The following is a 16,831-nucleotide window of genomic DNA, read 5'->3' as shown; positions in this document are numbered from 1 at the left end:
TGGCCGCTGCGCACGGTTCGTACGGCCGACTTGCCAGGGGGTACCCGCAGGTGTGCTCTGGAACCTGGGGGCGAGGAGAGAGGAGCACTCTCATGGCTCAAGCGGCACCCACGTCCGGCGGCACGCGTCGGGACGTCCGTCCGCCCGACATCTTCAGCCCGCAGACCCACCTCATGGGCAGACTGGCCTTCCCGGTCGTCACCGGTCTGATCTACGGCTACTGGGCGGCCTCGAACCGGCGCAGCGGCGGGTCCATCACCGGCTGGAACCTGCTGTTCGGCTTCGTGACCGCGATCGTCTTCGCGCTGGTGCTGTTCGGCGTGCTGACGATCGGCCCGCGGCTGCGGCGGGAGGTGCACGCGCTGATGTGGACGGCGTTCATGGGGTTCGCCTTCGGCTTCCTGTACAGCCAGAGCGGAGAGTCGGTCCTGCGCTCAGTCGGTATGTCCCTGGCGGTCGCGGCGGTGACCTTCATCGTGATGTTCTACCGGTTCTACACGCACGAGGACGAGGTCGGGCATCGCGTCCGATGACCGCATCCGGTGACCGCACCGGCATACGCGTGGGCCCCGGCCGACAGGGCCGGGGCCCACGCGTTCCCCTTTTCCCCTCACCGGTCGCCGGGCCGCCGAAGGCGCCCGGCGACATCCCTGCGAAGCCCCTCCGGCCGCTCCGCCGGGGAGGAGGTCTCCGCAGCACCAGGAAACACCCATTCGGGTCAGCCCTCCACCGGAGCGCGGCGCCCCAAGGGTTTCCGGCACCCGGCCGCCCGCCCGTGGCCGTCGTATCGTCCGTTCGGCTCGACTTGACGCCCCGCCGTGCCCCGGATGCAGTCACACCGGTCGCCTGACCGGTCCTCAGGGGCTTGCCTGGAAGCGTGCCCTCAGTGCCCACAGGGCCCGCGCGGCCCGTAGGGCCCACCCGGGCCGTACGTCTCCGGAACGCCCTGTCGGCCCTGCTGATCGCGCTGAGCTGTCTGCTGCTGCCGTTCGGCGCGCTGGCGGCCTGGGCGGCGTACGGGCTGGCGGACACCGGACAGTACGTCAGTTCGATGGCGCCGCTGGCCGACGATCCGGACGTCCGGGACGCGGTGGCGGACACCGTCGGCGAGGGCATCATGCGCGAGGTGGACGTCGGCCGGCCGATGCAGGGCACGATGGCGCCCTTCGTGCGCGAGGCGGTCCGCTCCTTCACCCAGACCCGGGCGTTCCGGCTGGCCTGGGACGCGGGCAACCGGGCCGCCCATGACGCGATCCTGCGCGCGCTCCAGGACGAGGACGAGGGCGAGCAGGCCGTGACCGTCGACCTCGCCCCGGTCACCGCCCAGGTCAAGGACCAGCTCACCCAGGACCATGTGCCGCTCGCGGCCCGTATCCCGGTCCAGCACACGGCCGTCACGGTCCTTCCGGCGGCGGAACTGGACAAGCTCCGGAAGGGGTTCCACGTGCTCGAGGTCGCCGGACTCTGGCTTCCGGTCGCGGCCGTCGTCTTCGCGGTCTGCGGTATCGTCCTCGCCGTCCACCGCCGCCGTGCGGTCATGGCGACCGCGCTGGGCACGGCGCTCGGCGGTGGCCTGCTGCTTCTCGCTCTCACCGTCGGCCGTCATCTCACCCTGGCCGGTCTGCCGCCCGACGTCCCGCACCCGGCCGCGGCCGCCGTCTACGACGCCCTGACGTCCACCCTGCGCACGGTCTCCTGGCTGCTGCTGGCCCTGGGCCTGGCGGTGGCCGTGCCTGCGTGGCTCGGCGGACACATCCGCCGGCGTCCGGACGAGGAGCGGAAACCGGCCACCGGCACACCCGATTCCGCCTCTCTCAGGGCGGATTCCCAGCCTGCCGGTCAGAACATGCCCATCACGTAACCGGCCGCTTCTCCCGCGGACACGCGGTGGGCGCCCCGGCCGGGCACCGTGGCGGAACGACGGCCACCGGTACGGAACACCGGCGGCCGACGTGAGCCGAGGAGCCCAGGCCTGCTGGACTGACCCCCGTCAGGGGCGCCGCGCCGCGAGTTCCGCGAGCGTGCGCAGCGCCCCCACCAGCTCGGGCTCGGCCGTCGAGGCGAGCGCGAGCCGTACCGCGTCCGGTGTCCGCTTCGGGTCGACGCGGAAGGCGGTACCCGGCGTGATCCCGATCCCGTGCGCCGCCGCGGCCGCCGTGAAGCCGTCCGGCCGCCAGGGCGCGGGCAGCTCCCACCAGGCGAAGTACCCGCACGGGTCGGCCCGCACGGCGAACCCGTCGAGCAGCTCGCGGACCAGCCCCTGCCGCCGCCCGGCCTGCTCCCGCTTGGCCGCGACGAGCCGCGCCACGGTGCCGTCCCCGATCCACCGCACGGCCGCCTCCAGCGCGAACGCCCCCGGCCCCCACCCCCCGGACCGTACGGCGGCCGCCACCGCGTCCACGCGGTCCTGCGGTACGACGACGAACCCGACGGCGAGGCCGGGCGCGACCCGCTTGGAGAGCGAGTCGACGACATGGACGAGGCCGGGCGCGAGCGCGGCGAGCGGCGGCTCGGTGCCGGTGTGCAGAAACGACCAGACCCGGTCCTCCACGACCGGCAGCCCCAAGTCACCCACAAAACTGGCCAGTTGGCGCCGCCGTTCGGTCGGGACGGTCAGGGACGTCGGATTGTGCAGGGTCGGCTGGAGATAGAGGGCGGAGAGCGGGGCGGACCGGTGCGCGGCGCGCACGGACTCGACGACCGGCCCCTGTTCGTCCGTCGCCACCGGGACGAGCGTGACGGAGAGCCGGGCCGCGACCTCCTTGACCAGCGGATACGTCAGCGGCTCCACCCCGAGCCGGCCGCCCGGCCGTACCAGCGAGGCCAGGACGGCGGCGATGGCCTGCCGGGCGTTGCCGGTGAAGAGGACGCGACCGGGGTCGGGCCGCCAGTCGTCGGTGGCTAGCAGCGCGGCGACGGCCTCCCGGGCCCGCGGGGTGCCGTCGGCGGCGCCGGTGCGCAGTGCGTCGGCGAGCGCGTCGGGCCGGAGCAGGGGCGCGAGCGCGGGGGCCAGCAGCTCCGACTGCCCGGGTGTGGAGGGGTAGTTGAGCTCCAGATTGACGCGGGCGGTGCCGTCCTCGGTCAGCGCCCTCCCCTGCGGGGTGACCTCGGTGGCCCGGACGAAGGTCCCACGCCCGACCTCGCCCACCACCAGCCCGCGCCGCACGAGTTCGGCGTACACCCGCCCGGCGGTGGAGGCAGCGATGCCGTGCCGCCTCGCGAACGCCCGCTGCGGTGGAAGCCGTTGCCCGGCCCGCAGCCGCCCCCGCGCGATGTCCAGCGCGATCCGGTCGGCGATCCCCCGAAAGTCGTCCAAGGCCCGTCCCCCCGTCAGCATTGCACCGAGAGCAAAGATCTTATTGCACCGAGGAGTTGACGACACCTAGGGTCGTTCACATGCCCCCCTTCCTCGCATACGATGACAATGACCCCCAAACCTCGCGCACCCCCTTGCTGCTCATCCACGGCCACCCCTTCGACCGCACGATGTGGCACCCCCAGCGCACCGCCTTCGCCGCCTCCCGCCGGGTCATCGCCCCCGACCTGCGCGGCTACGGAGCCTCCCCGGTCACCCCCGGCCGCACCCCGCTCTCCCGCTTCGCGGCGGACCTGGAGGAGCTCCTCGACGCCCTGGGCGTGGAGACCTGCGTGCTCGCGGGCCTGTCGATGGGCGGCCAGATCGCGATGGAGTGCTACGACCGGTTCGGCGCCGACCGCGTCCGGGGCCTGGTCCTGGCCGACACGTTCCCCACCCCGGAGACACCGGAGGGCAGGCGGGCCCGCAACGCCATGGCCGACCGGCTGCTGCGCGAGGGCATGCGGGGCTATGCCGACGAGGTCCTGGAGAAGATGGTCGCCCCCTACGCCCGCCCGGAGGTGAAGGCCCACGTGCACCGCATGATGACGGCCACCGACCCCGAGGGCGCGGCGGCGGCCCTGCGCGGCCGGGCCGAACGCCCCGACTACCGCCCTCTGCTGACGCAGGTGACGGTCCCGGCGCTGGTAGTGGTCGGCACCGACGACGAGTACACCCTCGTCTCCGACGCCGAGGCCATGCACGCCCTCCTCCCCGACGCCACCCTCCGGATCATCGACGCGGCCGCCCATATGCCCAACCTGGAACGGCCGGAGGAGTTCAACCGGGCGCTGGGGGAGTTCCTGGCGCGGGTGGATTTCCTGGCGCGGGTGGATTTCCTGGCGCGGGTGGACGAAGGACCGTAATCTCGGCCGGGTGACGACGGCGCCCGGCCCCGGATCCCGGCTCGCGGTCTGGGCGGCCGCCCTGCTCCTCCTCGGCGTGACCGTCGTCGTCGGTTGCCGCATCGCCGACACCGACGCTGTCACCCCGGTCCCCCAGTTCCTCGCCTTCCTCCCCTGGCTGCTCGTCCCCACCCTTCTGGGGCTGCTGCTGACCCTGCTCGCCCGCTGGTGGCCCGGTCTGGTCTGGGGCGCCGCCCTGCTGCCGGCCCTCGGCTGGTTCGTCGGGCCGTACGGCAGCGGCGCCGAACCGGCCGGCGCCCCGCTCACCTCCCTCCGCGTCCTCACCTCGAACGTCGAGTTCGGCGCCGGAACCCCCTCCCTGGTCTCGCGGATCCGGCGGTGGAAGCCGGACATCGTGTTCGTGGAGGAGTGCGAGTACACCTGCCAGGCAACCCTGGAGAAGACGCCCGGCTACCCCTACCGCACGGCTGTCGTCGCCGGCGGCTCGACCGGCTCGCTGCTGCTGTCCCGCTTCCCGCTCCGCGCCACCGACGGCGTCCCCGGCACGATGGGCATGCCCGGAGCCGTCGCCGACGTGGACGGTCACGCCGTGCGCCTCCAGCTCGCCCACCCCATGCCCCCGGTCCCCGGCCAGGTCGGCCTCTGGCACCGCGAGCTGGGCCGCCTCCGCGACTTCGCCGCAGCCGACACCACGACCCCGACCATCCTCGCCGGCGACTTCAACGCCTCCCAGGACCACGCGGCCTTCCGCCGCATCCTCGACGCCGGGCGGCTGCGGGACAGCGCCCGGCTCAGCGGCGCCGGCCGCACCGCCAGCTGGCCCGCCCCCACCGCCTCGGTGTTCGGCACCCAGATCGACCACGTCCTTGTCTCCCGGGACTTCTCGGCGACCGGCGCCCGTTTCCTGCGCCTGTCGGACACCGACCACCGTGCCCTCGTCGTCGACATCACGCTCCACCAGCACAAGCCCTGATAATGGGCGCATGTCCCGCGAGTTCCCGATCGGCCTGACCCCTCCCGACTGGCTGGTAAGGAACCTCCGGCCCCAGCAGGCCCCGCCCCTCAACTGGGCCGCCCTGGCCCGCGCCGCCCTCGGTATGGCCCTCCCGCTCGTCATCGGGCTCGCCGTCGGACAGCCCGCGTACGGCGCGCTCGCCTCCATGGGTGCCCTGTCCGGGGTCATCGGCGACACCGCCGACGCCTACCGGATGCGGATCCTCAACATCGCGGTCCCCCAGCTCTTCGGCGCCGTCGGCGTCACCGCCGGCGCGCTGGTCTACGGCCAGGGCCGGCTGACGGTCGTCGTCGTCACCGGCATCGCGCTGGTCTCCGGGATGATCTCGACGATCGGCGCGGTCTCCTCGGTCTCCGGACTGCTGCTCCTGCTCAACTGCGTGATCGGCGCGGGCCTGCCGCTGCCCGGCCCCTGGTGGCTGACGCCCGTCCTGATGACCGGCGGCGGCCTCCTGGTCCTCCTCCTCGCCCTGCTGGCCTGGCCGCTGCGCTCGGGCGTGCCCGAACGCTCGGCGATCGCCGCCACCTACCGCACGGTCGCCGAACAGCTGGTCGCCGTCGGCACGGCCGACGCCGAGCAGTACGACCGCGCCCGGCACACCGTCACCCAGTCGCTGAACCAGTCGTACGACCTGATCCTCGCCCGGCGTGCCCGGTACCGCGGCCGCAGCCGTGAACTCACCCGCATGCTGGCCCAGCTGAACGCGATCACGCCGGTGGTGGAGGCCGCACCCGCCGCCCGGCTCGCCGGCAAACCGCTGCCGCCCGAGATCCCGGCGGCGGTCCGGCGCATCGCCGACGCCATCGACACCGGCTACACCGTGGCGCCGGTGATCTCGCCCGGATGCTGCACGGCCACCAGCACCCGCCGGTCCTGCACCAGCGGACCGCAGGTCTCGGCGCCGGTCGGCATGGTCAGGAACTGCTTCAGCTCACCGCGCCGGTCGCCCCGCGTGGCCACGCCGAACAACCCGTCGTGGTAGCCGAGCTGCGCGCCGTCCGTCGAGATCCACAGGTTGCCGTGCGGGTCGAAGGCGACGTTGTCCGGGCAGGAGATCGGACTGACGTCGTCCTTGGGGAAGCCCGCGAAGTAGGTCGCGGGGTCATCCGGGTCGCCGGCGACGAGGAACAGCGTCCAGGCGAACCTCGTGCTGCCGGCCCGGTTCCAGCGCTCGGTCAGCTCGAGGACGTGCCCGTGCTTGTTGGCGTTGCGCGGGTTGGCCTCGTCGGCGGGGGCGTTGCCGGTCAGACCGCGGTTGGTGTTGTTGGTGAGGGCGACGTACACCTTCCCGGAGCGCGGGTTCGGTTCGATGTCCTCGGGCCGGTCCATCTTGGTCGCGCCGACCTTGTCCCCGGCGAGCCGGGTGAAGACGAGCACCTCCTCGACGCTCATCCCCGCCACATGCGAGACGGCGCCCTTCGCGGTGGCGGTGACCAGCGGGATCCATTCACCGCTGCCGTCGAACTCGCCGTCGTTCGGCAGCTTCCCCGTGCCGTCGATCGCCGGATCTGGAAGCTGTTGGGGAGGCCTTCTCGGAGATCTCCTTGGACGCGGCGGCAGCGGGCCGGGCGCCCGCGACGCCGACGCTCCCGGCAGCCGCGGCGACGGAGACGACGGCGGCGGCCCGCATGGCGTTACGACGGCTGAGGGCACCGGCGATGACATCGCCGACGTACGGGTTCGCGCTGGTGTTGGGCACCTCGTGGAAGCAGGCGTCACCACACCGGAACCGGCAGGTGAGGGCGGAGCGCCCACCAGGATGCTCGGCGTTGGGCGTCCCGACGAGCGGCAGCAGTTTGCGCACTTTACTCTCCCCTTGCGATCTCTTGGTGTGAGCGTTGACCCTAGGGGGGTGATTGTGCACACGAACGGCCGATGAATGAACGAGAGATGAACTGGGCGGAGCCGACGGGGAGTTGGCGATGGGCCGGAACTCGACCGCCGTACGCCCGACAGGAGTCATCGACCCTCCCCAAGATCGCAACCTGGGGCCGCTAACCTTACGTGTCCGTCCTGGCCAGCGATTGACGGGTATCAACTCACGCGAAGGGTTGCGCACATGGGCATTCTCACTCTCCTGCGGAACGCATTCGGCCGGTCGCGAAAGCCGCGCCCCGCCGAGGCAGAGGGTGCAGACCAGCTCCCCTCGCAGCCGACGCCGGCACCGGCGCCGAAGCAGGAAGCACCAGAACCGGCCGCCCCCGCGGTGGTCCCGGAACCCCGCCCGGCAGACACCGACGAGCACGATCTGGTGTCGGCGGCATTCGACAACGTGACGGTGCCGAAGCAGGCGTCACGAACGATCGAGCCGGAGATCGAGGTTCGGGGGGAGACGGAGGCGGAGGCCAAGGCCGACGCGGAGGCAGAGGCAGAGGCAGAGGCAGAGGCGGAGGCGGAGGCAGAGGCAGAGGCCAAGGCCCACGCGGAGGCGGTGGCTGAGGCCGGGCCAGTGGCTGAGGCCGAGTCTGAGGTGACGGCTGAGCCGGAGTCTGAGGCGACGGCTGAGCCGGTGGCCGAGGCCGAGCCGGTGGCCGAGACGACCGCCGCGGCCGAGCCGGTGGCTGACGCCAAGCCGGGGGCTGAGGCGACGGCTGAGCCGGTGGCCGAGGCCAAGGCGGTGACTGAGGCTGAGTCTGAAGTGACGGCTGAGCCGGTGGCCGAGGCCGAGCCGGTGGCTGACGCCAAGCCGGGGGTTGAGGTGACGGCTGAGACCGAGCCCGTGACTGGGGTGGCGGCTGAGCCGGAAGCTCATGACGAGCCGGTGGCCGAGGCGGTTGTCGAGCCGACGCCGGCAACGGAGGCAGTGGCCGAGCCGAAGGCCGAGGCCGAACCGGAGGCCGCGATCGAGCCGACGCCCGAGCCCGAGCCCGAGCCCGCGCCCGCGCCGGTCGCCGAGGCGGTTGTCGAGCCGACGCCCGAGCCCGAGCCCGAGCCCGCGCCCGCGCCGGTCGCCGAGGCGGTTGTCGAGCCGACGCCCGAGCCCGAGCCCGAGCCCGAGCCCGCGCCGGTCGCCGAGGCGGTTGTCGAGCCGACGCCCGAGCCCGAGCCGGTCGCGGAGCCGGAGCCCGCCGCCACCGCCGAGCCCGAGACCACCCCGGCCGAGGAGGCCGAGGACGAGCCCGCACCGGCGACCGCCGAGACGACCAACGCCCCCGAGCCGGAAATCGAGGCGGCTTCCGATCTGGAGGCTGAGCCCGAGGTCTCCCCGGAACCCGCCGCAGCCGCCGACGGCGAATCCGCCCCCCAGGGGCCACCCGCACCCGACGACGAAACCGTCACGGGTGGTGCGGCTGGGAACCATCCGGCCGAAGGCGAAGCCGAGGCCGAGGCCGCCGCCCCCACTCCCACCGCCACCGGCAACGACGCCGCCGCCACCGCCCTCGCCAAGGCCGGCCTCACCGGCACCCGCGCCGTCACCTACCTCGTCCTCGACCGCTCCGCGAGCATGCGCCCGTACTACAAGGACGGCTCCGCCCAGGCCCTGGCCGACCAGACCCTCGCGCTGGCCACCCACCTCGCGCCGGACCCCGAGGCCCCCTCCGTCCACGTCGTCTTCTTCTCCACCGAGGTCGACGGCACCACCGACCTCACCCCCGCCTCCCCCGAGAACGCGATCGACGAGGCACACGCGGGCCTCGGCCGTATGGGCCGTACCAGCTACCACGCCGCCGTGGAAGCCGTACTCGCGCACTACGACAAGAACGCCACCCCCGGCACCCCGGCGACCCCCGCCCTCGTCGTCTTCCAGACCGACGGCGCCCCCGACGCCAAGACCCCCGCCACCCAGTCCCTCACCGACGCCGCGAAGACCCACCCCTCGGTGTTCTTCTCCTTCGTCGCGTTCGGCGAGCACGAGAACAAGGCCTTCGACTACCTCCGCAAGCTGAAGACCGACAACACGGCCTTCTTCCACGCGGGCCCGACCCCCCTGGAGCTCACGGACGCGGAGCTCTACGACGGCGTCCTGATCGACTGGCGCCCGTAGCACCTGTGTCCCATGCCGCCCGCTTCTCACCCAATAAAACGGGAAGCGGGCGGCATACACATGTCGGCTACGATTTCAAGGTTCACACCTGTAGGAACCAGCTACAGCAACCGCGACCTGGGAGCAGCCCCCGATGGCTCGACACCTCATCACCAGCGCCCTTCCGTACATCAACGGGATCAAGCACCTGGGCAACATGGTGGGGTCCATGCTCCCGGCGGACGTGTACTCCCGGTACCTCCGCCAGCGCGGCCACGACGTCCTCTACATCTGCGCGACGGACGAGCACGGCACCCCCGCCGAGCTCGCGGCCAAGGAGCAGGGCCTTCCGGTCGACGAGTTCTGCGCCCAGGCGCACGACGCCCAGAAGGCGGTCTACGACGGCTTCGCACTCGCATTCGACTACTTCGGCCGCAGCTCCAGCCCCGAGAACCGCGAGATCACCCAGCACTTCGCCCGCCGCCTGAACGAGAACGGCTTCATCGAGGAGCGGTCGATCCGCCAGGTGTACTCCCCGGTCGACGGCCGTTTCCTCCCGGACCGCTATGTCGAGGGCACCTGCCCGCACTGCGGCTACGACAAGGCGCGCGGCGACCAGTGCGAGAACTGCACCCGCGTACTCGACCCGACCGACCTGATCAACCCGCGCTCGGCGATCTCCGGTTCCACGGACCTGGAGATCCGCGAGACCAAGCACCTCTTCCTCCTCCAGTCCAAGCTGGAGAACGAGGTGCGGGAGTGGGTGGCGAAGCACGACAAGGACTGGCCGCAGCTGGCCTCCTCCATCGCTCACAAGTGGCTCACCGAGGGCCTGCACGACCGCGCGATCACCCGCGACCTGGACTGGGGCGTCCCGGTCCCGGCCGACACCTGGCCGGAGCTGGCGGCCGAGGGCAAGGTCTTCTACGTCTGGTTCGACGCGCCGATCGAGTACATCGGCGCGACAAAGGAGTGGGCGGACCAGGACCCGTCCACCCGCGACTGGAAGTCCTGGTGGTACGACGTCGACACCGACGTCCGCTACACGGAGTTCATGGCGAAGGACAACGTCCCCTTCCACACGGTCATGTTCCCGGCCACCGAACTCGGCGTCCGCGAGCCGTGGAAGAAGGTGGACTACGTCAAGGCCTTCAACTGGCTGACGTACTACGGCGGAAAGTTCTCGACCTCCCAGAAGCGAGGCGTCTTCACCGACCAGGCGCTGGACATCCTCCCGACGGACTACTGGCGCTACTTCCTCATCGCCAACGCCCCCGAGTCGGACGACTCGTCCTTCACCTGGGAGCACTTCACGGCCACGGTGAACAAGGACCTGGCCGACACCCTCGGCAACTTCGTCAACCGCGTCCTGTCCTTCTCCAAGAAGCGCTTCGGCGAGGAGGTCCCGGCCGGCGGCGAGCCCGGCGAGGCCGAGGCGAAGCTGGGCGAGCAGATCGCAGAACTCCTCGCCGAGTACGAGTCCCAGATGGAGTCCCTCCAGTTCCGCAAGGCCGCGGCAGCCCTGCGCGCCCTGTGGTCGGCCGGCAACTCCTACCTGGAGGAGAAGGCCCCCTGGCTGGAGATCAAGACGAACAAGGACGGCGCGGCCCTGACCCTGCGCACGGCGATGAACCTGATCCACCTCTACGCGGTGGTCTCGGAGCCCTTCATCCCGTCGACGGCGAAGACGATGCGCGAGACGTTCGCCCTGACCGAGGACACGGCGACCTGGGTCACGGCCGCCGAGGCGAAGTCCCTGGCCTCCGTCCCCACCGGCACCCCCTTCACGGTCCCCCCGGTCCTCTTCGCCAAGCTCACGGACGAGGACCTGGAGACGTACAAGGAGCGCTTCGGCGGCACGGAGGCCTGACCGCCGTACCGCCTCGCACAGCCTTCGGCCCCTTGCCCCGCTCGGCGGAGTCAAGGGGCCGTCGTGTGTCAGCTCGCGGTCAGCACGCCCGCGCCCGTCGTCTTCGCCAGCTCCGTCGGCAGGTTCTTCACGCTCGACTCCAGGCCCGCCGTCAGGGTCGGTGTCCAGTTGACCGTCGTCTTGATCTTCTTGGAGTTCGCGGCGTTGTAGGCGGCGACGAGGTCGGTCGTCGTGCCGTTGACGAGGTTGCCGCTGCCCGCGACGGAGCCGGTGCCGTCGCCGCTCAGGAGCTTGGAGACCTTGAGGGAGCTGGGCACGGTCCAGTAGTTGTTCTGGGCCACGACCTGTGCCTTCGCACGGGAGTTGATGCTGTACTGCAGCGCGTAGCCGTTGAGGGGCGTGACGTCGTAGACGTTGTTGTAGATGTGTACCTGGCCGACGCGGGTCAGCGGGGCGCGCTGGACGACGCCCTTCCAGATGTTGTGGTGCAGGGTGACGCGCAGCTTGCCGCTGGGCTCGCTGTCGCTGCTGCCGATCAGCATCGTCTTGTCGTGGCTGGTGAACCGGTTGTGTTCGACGGTCACCAGGTCCGAGCTCTTGGTGATGTCGAGTTCACCGTCGTGGACCTGGTACTCACGGCCGTAGTACTTCGGGTTGGTGCTGTCGAAGTGTCCGGCGTCGGTGAACGTGTTGTGGTCCGCCCAGACGTGCGTCGCGCCGCGGAGCGTCACCGAGTCGTACTCGGAGTTCCAGTTGCCGTCGTCGCCGTCGGTCGGGTCCCACTGGGGGAAGCAGTCCTCGGTGTCGGCGAAGGTCAGGTTGCGGACGATGACGTTGTCGACCTTCTGGATCTGCAGCATGCCGCCGGTGAGGCCGGCGTTGGTGCCGGGGACGCCGACGATCGTGGTGTTGGCCGGCACCTTGAAGACGATGTTCTTCGCCTGGTTGTCCTGGGCCGCGGCACGGGCCTTCTCCTGGGTGCCGGAGGGCAGCTTCGAGCGGCCGTAGGTGGCGGGGTCGAACGCCTTCAGATAGGCCGACAGCGAGTACCCCGTGCCCGCCGCGTAGTCGGCGCAGGTCAGCTTCTTGCCGGAGTCGTCGGTGTTGGCGTCGATGGTCCCCTTGACCTTGATGACGCGCGGGCTGGTGTCGGAGACGGAGCCGAGCGCCTTCACCAGCTGGGCGCGGGTGGAGACGGTGAAGGTGTGCGCGGAGTCGGCCTTCGCACCGCCGGTCGTACCGGCACCGGAGGACGCCCAGCCGTCCTTGGCGGCGAGCGTCCGGTGGTAGAGGTCAGTGCCGGACGCGTTCGCGTTCAGCACGAGCGCACCGGCACCTACACCGGCGGCCACGACGGCGGCGGAGACGACGAGGGTACGGCGCGTGCGAAGGGACCGACGGTGAGAGGCAGAGGCCACGGGGGAGTCCTTACGTGCTTCCTGGGCGGCGGTTACTCACTCCTCTGTGGTTGTGGAGATCGAAAAGGTTGCCGGGAATTTTTCCGCACCCACCCCACCCCGCCTGCGCATGCCCACGACACATCCGTATGGTTTCGCCATGACCCCTGAGCTCATCCCGATCGCCTACGAGCCGCACGGCCGTACCGAGGCGATCGGCCGCTACTCCGACGGACAGTTCCTGGCGTCGGTCACCTACGCGTTCCCCGAGGGGTTCCGGCTGGACGAGGGCTGGGAGGAGCAGAAGCGGCTCTACTCCGTGCTCCATCTCTTCGACGCCGAGGGCCGCTACCGCGACTCGCAGATCTGGTGCGCGGGCAGCTGGGCCGAGCAGCGTCGGGACCCGGACGGCACGGACTCGGTGCTGTCCCGGGCCCGGGCCCGGCTGGCGACCATGCTGCGCAGTCTGCCCCGGCGTACGTACACGGACATAGCGATCCGCCCGTTCCGGCTCACCGTCGACGGCGTGCTGTTCGGCCTGGTGGCCAAGGAGGACGAGGACGGCCCGTGGGCCGAGCTGTACCCGGACCGCCTGGGCTTCGCCGAGCCGTGGGACGGCCGGTACGACACCTGACCAGCCTGTACACGCCCAACTGCTGGTAAGGTCCGTCCACTTGTGCGCGGGCAGGGGACCCTCGCAGGGAGGGACTCTCACGTGGGCAGATACGCCCTGTCGCGCCGCCGGCTGGCGGTCGCGATCTCTTCGGTGGCGCTGGTTGTGACCGGCGGCGCCGCGCTTCCTACGACGGCCGTGGCGGCCCCGGTCGTCCCATGGACCTCGGCCACCGCCCTCACCGGCACCGACGTCTCCACCTCGGTGATGGACCTCGTGACCACTCCGGACGGATCCGCCGTCGCGATCTGGAACCAGTTCGCGGCCGCGGGGTCCGCCGAACGCAAGCTGTACGCCGCCGTCAGGCCGCCCGGCAGCGACACCTGGGGCACCCCGGCGCTGCTCGACACCACCCCGGACGAGGCCGGCCACGTCAAGCTGCACGCCTCCGCCGACGGCACGGTCACCGCACTGTGGATGGAGTACCCCGACGAGACGGCGCCGGGGTCCGGGCCCTTCGACAGCCGGGTCGTCAGCTCCGTGCTCACTGCCGACCACTCCGGCTGGTCAGCGCCCGTCGAGGTGGTCGGCACCGACGCCTCATGGGGCGACGGCGGCATCGACCTCGCCGAGTCCCCCGACGGCACGCTCACCGCCGTATGGGGCGCCCGGTCGCCGGACTCCAGTGCATCGTGGGAGGTGTACGGGGCCATCCGCGGCACCGACGGCACCTGGTCGGCGCCCGCGCAGCTCAGCAACACGGTGGCGGACGGTGCCGACGGGGCGAACTCGCCGAGCGTCGCCGTCACCTCCGACGGCACCACCGTGGTCGTCTACAAGCAGACCCACGGCCCGTCCGCTTCGGTGCGGACCGTCTCCCGCGCGGTCGGCGCCGCCGGCTGGACCGCCCCGGCCGCCGCGAGCCCCAGCTACCAGTCCATCAGTCCGCCCGAGGTCACCGCCGCCGACGATGGCACGGCGACGGTCGCCTTCGAGGCCACCGACGAGTCCGAGGACCAGACCATCCGCACCGCCACCCGCGGCGGCGACGGCACGTGGTCGGCGCCCGACGCGGTGACCGCCACCGGGGACCTGGCCGGGACCCCCGAACCGCTCATCGCCCCGGACGGCGACGTCACCCTGATCTGGGTCGACTACACCACGACGTTCGGCACCCGCACCGCCACCCGCGACGCCGCCACCGGCGCCTGGTCGGCCGTGCAGACGCTGTCCACGTCGTACGTCTCCGAGGCGTGGGACGCCGGCATCGCCGACGACGGCACCGTGCACGCCCTGTGGCCGCAGGAGGTCGGCAACAAGCGGGTCCTGGTGGAGTCCGTGCGCAGCGACGGCGCCTGGACCACCCCCACGCAGTTGCCGGGCTCGTCGGCCGCCTACGTCCTCGGCCGGATCAGCGTCGGCAAGGACGGCGGAGCCACCGCCGTCTGGTCCGGCGCTCCGAGCGGCAGCGCCAACTCACAGCTGTTCGGCAGCCGTACCGCCTGGCCGGCGCTCGCCGTCGGCGGCTCCAGCGTGCCGGCGACCGCCGCGCTCAAGGGCACCAGCACCGCGAGCAGGGCCTGGGCGCCCACCTGGACGCTCAGCCGGCCCACCTCGTCCTGGTCCGTGACCATCGCCGATGCGACCGGCAAGACCCTTCGGACGCTCACCGGCTCGACCGACGGCCTCACCGTCACCGCGAGCTGGAACGGCCGTACGACAACGGGAGGTTACGCCCCCAACGGCCCCCTGACCTGGACGCTGCGCGCCACCCAGGAGGGCACGGACTCGGCCGTGAAGCTGGCCTCCGGGAAGGTGACGGTGACCGGCGGAGCCGCCGTCGCCCGCGACTTCGGCGGCGCCTCGGCGACCCCGGACGGCGCCGGAGACCTGCTCACCCTCAGCCCCTCGGGCGCGCTGACCTACCAGCTCGGCACCCGCACCGGCACGTTCTCAGGCAAGGTCACCGGCACCGGCTGGGCCACCTCCACCAGGTTCGTCCCCCTCGGCGACCTCAGCGGCGACCGCTGCATCGATGTCCTGGTGCGGCCGAGCAGCGGGGCGCTGCGCCTGTACAAGCCGGGCTGCGGCAAGGCGCTCACGCCGTCGACGTCGTACACGACGATCGGCAGCAGCGGCTGGAACCAGTACGACGTGCTGACCTCGCCCGGGGACATCAGTGGGGACGGACGACCGGACCTGATCGCCCGCAACTCCGCCACCGGTGCCGTCTACCTCTACAAGGGGACCACCACCGGCAAGCTCTCCGCCCGGGTGAAGCTGTACGACAACTGGAAAACGTACAAGAAGATCGTCGGCGTCGGCGACCTCAACGGCGACGGCATCGGCGACCTGGTCGCCCAGGACAAGTCCAACAACCTGTACCGCTACAGCGGGACGGGCAAGAGCGCCTTCAAGGCACGGGTGAAGCTGTTCGGCGCGTGGGGCGGCTCGTACAACGCCGTGGTCGGCGTCGGCGACATCACCGGGGACGGGAAGGCCGACTTGGTCGCCCGCGACACCTCCGGCAACGTGTACCGCACCGGCGGTGACGGCAAGGGGTCGTTCGGCTCGCGGGTGAAGATCGCGAGCGGTTGGGGATCGTACAAGTCCCTGTCCTGATAGTTCGGTCGTGCGGGTGAGGGCGCCTGGGACCTCCTCGGTCCCGGGCGCCTTCGTCTGCGTGTGCGGAGATTACGAGGCCGACGTCGACGGGGCCGGGCCGCCGCCGCCCTCGCCGTCGTTCGTCGCGTCCTGGTCGACGGACATGGTGATCGAGCCCTGGACACCCCTCGCAATGTCGTTCTTGCGGTAGCGGAGCTTCAGCAGGCCGCCCTGGGTGCCGGACTGGTCGTAGATCGTGTCCTCGGTGAGGGTGGTGCGCTCGGCGGTGTTGGTGACGTACGGGTCGAGGGTCATGGTGGCGATGACGGCCTCTTCCTCGAAGAAGAACTGGCCGGTGTGGCAGGTGTGGCCGCCCTCGTAACCGGCGTCGGTCCACTCGCCGTCGACGTGCACCTTGACGTGGATGTGGACGCAGCGGCCCCGGTACCAGCCCGGGAAGATGGTCCTGAAGGTCACGTGGCCGTGGCGGTCGGTGCGCCAGGTGCCGCGCAGGTAGCGCTTGTCGTCGGTGGGGTCCTGGTGGCCGCCTCCGCCGCCGGGCGGGGGGCCGGTGGGTACGGCGGTCGGGGTGCCGGTAGGCGACCCCGTGGGGGCCGGGCCGCCGCCTCCGCCGCCGTTGCCCTGCTCCTCGTACCCCGAGTAGACGCCGATCGCGTCGCAGTGCCAGATGTCGACCGCCGCGTCGCGCACCGGGCGGCAGGTCTCGGAGTCGATCACCCGGAGGGCGAGGGTCATCGGGACGCCCTCGCGGTCCTCGGTGATGTCCCGGCGGATCTTGTCCGCGTCGATGTAGTAGGGGCCTTCGACGGCCTCGGAGGTGAGTTTGTAGCAGTCCTCCGGCGGCGTGGGCGGCTTCGGGGCTTTTCTCTCGCCGGCGACCGCGTTCGCCGCGAAGGCGCCGCCGAGGCCCACCGCGGCGACGGCACCCGTGCCCGCCACGACGACCTCACGGCGTGTCAATCCCGTTGTTCCGTCATCCTGTTGAGGCTCCGGAAGCTGTTTGTTGTCTGTCATGTCGCCGGAAGCTAGGTGCGCAGCCTGTCAACGACCTTGGAAAACAGCCCCCTTGCACACTCCCGCGCGCAAGGGGGCTGGAAATCGACGCCGGCCTTCCCAGGCCTGCTCG

12 protein-coding genes and 2 pseudogenes are annotated in these 16,831 nt (G+C 71.5%); 9 read left to right on the top strand and 5 right to left on the bottom strand.

Annotation, left to right across the window (positions count from 1 at the left end; translation table 11 throughout):
• Window positions 1-92: 92 nt before the first annotated feature.
• Window positions 93-533, top strand: a complete 441-nt coding sequence (locus ACZ7OO_RS11790) for a hypothetical protein (protein ID WP_471503918.1) — start codon at window positions 93-95, stop codon at window positions 531-533.
• Between the two features lie 353 nt (window positions 534-886).
• A complete protein-coding gene (locus ACZ7OO_RS11785; RefSeq protein ID WP_471503916.1) occupies window positions 887-1,861 on the top strand; it encodes a hypothetical protein in 975 nt (324 codons plus the stop codon).
• A 129-nt stretch (window positions 1,862-1,990) separates the two neighbouring features.
• Here ACZ7OO_RS11785 and ACZ7OO_RS11780 read toward each other — a convergent pair whose 3' ends face one another.
• Window positions 1,991-3,316 (bottom strand): aminotransferase-like domain-containing protein, encoded by a 1,326-nt coding sequence (locus tag ACZ7OO_RS11780; protein WP_471503914.1) that lies wholly within the window; start codon window positions 3,314-3,316, stop codon window positions 1,991-1,993.
• A gap of 80 nt (window positions 3,317-3,396) precedes the next feature.
• Between ACZ7OO_RS11780 and ACZ7OO_RS11775 the strand changes: the two genes are divergently transcribed.
• From ACZ7OO_RS11775 to ACZ7OO_RS11765, 3 genes and pseudogenes are all read left to right on the top strand, one after another.
• Window positions 3,397-4,221 (top strand): alpha/beta fold hydrolase, encoded by an 825-nt coding sequence (locus ACZ7OO_RS11775; protein ID WP_471503912.1) that lies wholly within the window; start codon window positions 3,397-3,399, stop codon window positions 4,219-4,221.
• A 10-nt stretch (window positions 4,222-4,231) separates the two neighbouring features.
• A complete protein-coding gene (locus ACZ7OO_RS11770) occupies window positions 4,232-5,194 on the top strand; it encodes an endonuclease/exonuclease/phosphatase family protein (protein WP_471503910.1) in 963 nt (320 codons plus the stop codon).
• A 10-nt stretch (window positions 5,195-5,204) separates the two neighbouring features.
• Window positions 5,205-6,056: pseudogene (locus ACZ7OO_RS11765) on the top strand (FUSC family protein); the annotation flags it as partial.
• Here ACZ7OO_RS11765 and ACZ7OO_RS11760 read toward each other — a convergent pair.
• A pseudogene (locus ACZ7OO_RS11760) lies at window positions 6,053-6,748 on the bottom strand (PhoX family protein); the annotation flags it as partial. The pseudogenes ACZ7OO_RS11765 and ACZ7OO_RS11760 sit on opposite strands and share 4 nt — an antisense overlap.
• Entirely contained in the window at window positions 6,684-7,040 is a 357-nt protein-coding gene (locus ACZ7OO_RS11755) for a hypothetical protein (protein ID WP_471504275.1), read from the bottom strand. The pseudogene ACZ7OO_RS11760 and the gene ACZ7OO_RS11755, both read right to left, overlap by 65 nt.
• Window positions 7,041-7,295: 255 nt before the next feature.
• Here ACZ7OO_RS11755 and ACZ7OO_RS11750 point away from each other — a divergent pair, with 255 nt between their 5' ends.
• Both ACZ7OO_RS11750 and metG read left to right on the top strand, forming a co-directional pair.
• Window positions 7,296-9,221, top strand: a complete 1,926-nt coding sequence (locus tag ACZ7OO_RS11750) for a VWA domain-containing protein (protein ID WP_471503908.1) — start codon at window positions 7,296-7,298, stop codon at window positions 9,219-9,221.
• Between the two features lie 133 nt (window positions 9,222-9,354).
• Window positions 9,355-11,070, top strand: coding sequence for a methionine--tRNA ligase (gene metG, locus ACZ7OO_RS11745; RefSeq protein ID WP_471503907.1), 1,716 nt, complete (start codon window positions 9,355-9,357; stop codon window positions 11,068-11,070).
• 68 nt (window positions 11,071-11,138) lie between these two features.
• Here metG and ACZ7OO_RS11740 read toward each other — a convergent pair whose 3' ends face one another.
• Window positions 11,139-12,488 carry a pectate lyase family protein gene (locus ACZ7OO_RS11740; RefSeq protein WP_471503905.1) on the bottom strand — a complete coding sequence of 450 codons (1,350 nt, stop codon included), beginning with the start codon at window positions 12,486-12,488 and terminating at the stop codon, window positions 11,139-11,141.
• Between the two features lie 139 nt (window positions 12,489-12,627).
• On the opposite strand from ACZ7OO_RS11740, the gene ACZ7OO_RS11735 reads away from it, so the two are divergent.
• Both ACZ7OO_RS11735 and ACZ7OO_RS11730 read left to right on the top strand, forming a co-directional pair.
• Window positions 12,628-13,101 carry a hypothetical protein gene (locus ACZ7OO_RS11735; RefSeq protein ID WP_471503903.1) on the top strand — a complete coding sequence of 158 codons (474 nt, stop codon included), beginning with the start codon at window positions 12,628-12,630 and terminating at the stop codon, window positions 13,099-13,101.
• A gap of 81 nt (window positions 13,102-13,182) precedes the next feature.
• Window positions 13,183-15,702 carry an FG-GAP repeat domain-containing protein gene (locus tag ACZ7OO_RS11730; protein ID WP_471503901.1) on the top strand — a complete coding sequence of 840 codons (2,520 nt, stop codon included), beginning with the start codon at window positions 13,183-13,185 and terminating at the stop codon, window positions 15,700-15,702.
• A 72-nt stretch (window positions 15,703-15,774) separates the two neighbouring features.
• On the opposite strand, the gene ACZ7OO_RS11725 is transcribed toward ACZ7OO_RS11730, so the two are convergent.
• Entirely contained in the window at window positions 15,775-16,719 is a 945-nt protein-coding gene (locus ACZ7OO_RS11725) for a dioxygenase family protein (RefSeq protein ID WP_471503899.1), read from the bottom strand.
• Window positions 16,720-16,831 lie beyond the last annotated feature (112 nt).

The sequence above is a fragment of the Streptomyces sp. NPDC111744 genome, assembly GCF_055634995.1.
Note: the sequence above shows the minus strand (reverse complement) of the source record. Positions and strands in the feature narration are given on the sequence as shown.

What these genes read in the sequence shown, in the direction of transcription:
- ACZ7OO_RS11735 (WP_471503903.1), top strand. Translation starts at nt 12,628, where the DNA reads ATGACCCCTGAGCTCATCCCGATCGCCTACGAGCCGCACGGCCGTACC.
- ACZ7OO_RS11725 (WP_471503899.1), bottom strand. Translation starts at nt 16,719, where the DNA reads ATGACAGACAACAAACAGCTTCCGGAGCCTCAACAGGATGACGGAACA.
- ACZ7OO_RS11750 (WP_471503908.1), top strand. Translation starts at nt 7,296, where the DNA reads ATGGGCATTCTCACTCTCCTGCGGAACGCATTCGGCCGGTCGCGAAAG.
- ACZ7OO_RS11775 (WP_471503912.1), top strand. Translation starts at nt 3,397, where the DNA reads ATGCCCCCCTTCCTCGCATACGATGACAATGACCCCCAAACCTCGCGC.
- metG (WP_471503907.1), top strand. Translation starts at nt 9,355, where the DNA reads ATGGCTCGACACCTCATCACCAGCGCCCTTCCGTACATCAACGGGATC.
- ACZ7OO_RS11790 (WP_471503918.1), top strand. Translation starts at nt 93, where the DNA reads ATGGCTCAAGCGGCACCCACGTCCGGCGGCACGCGTCGGGACGTCCGT.